Below are 444 nucleotides of genomic sequence, written 5' to 3'. Positions count from 1 at the left end.
GGTTGTAGCCATAACCCCCAGTGCCGTCAGCCTCAGACTCTGGCCGGTAGCCGGACGCCTCCAGGAAGCGCTGGAACTGCCCCACCGTGACCTCGTGCTGGCCAAGGTAGAAATCGCGGGTGATCCGCACCTCGTGCGCTGGCGATTCATCTGCCAGGTCGGTCAGGCGCTTGCGCTCCAGCAGCGGGAAGTTCTTTTCCAGCGTTTCGACGGGGGGCACGCCCCCCATCCAGAAGGTGCCCGCAGGCACACGGACAAAGGCCATGCCCAGGCTGTTGACCCAGGGCGACGTCACCGTGCCCGCCTGGGTGGACGGTGTGTGCTGGCAGCCTGCCAGCAGCGCGGACAGCGCCAGCAAGGCCGCACCGCTCGCCCAGCTGCGGCACGCTGGTGGGGCGGCTGGCCTCAAGGCTTGTCCTGCAACTCGCTCACGCATTCAAACAC

The 444-nt window shown here is 67.1% G+C and carries 1 protein-coding gene; it reads right to left on the bottom strand.

What is annotated here, in order from left to right; translation table 11 throughout:
- The coding region (locus GPA27_RS28450; protein ID WP_169143744.1) for a formylglycine-generating enzyme family protein at positions 1 to 358 on the bottom strand (358 nt) is incomplete at its 3' end.
- Between the last annotated feature and the right edge of the window lie 86 nt (positions 359 to 444).

Origin of the sequence: Aromatoleum toluolicum, assembly GCF_012911005.2 — a bacterium.
Lineage (GTDB): Bacteria > Pseudomonadota > Gammaproteobacteria > Burkholderiales > Rhodocyclaceae > Aromatoleum > Aromatoleum toluolicum.
This window is presented reverse-complemented; position numbering and strand designations above follow the sequence as displayed.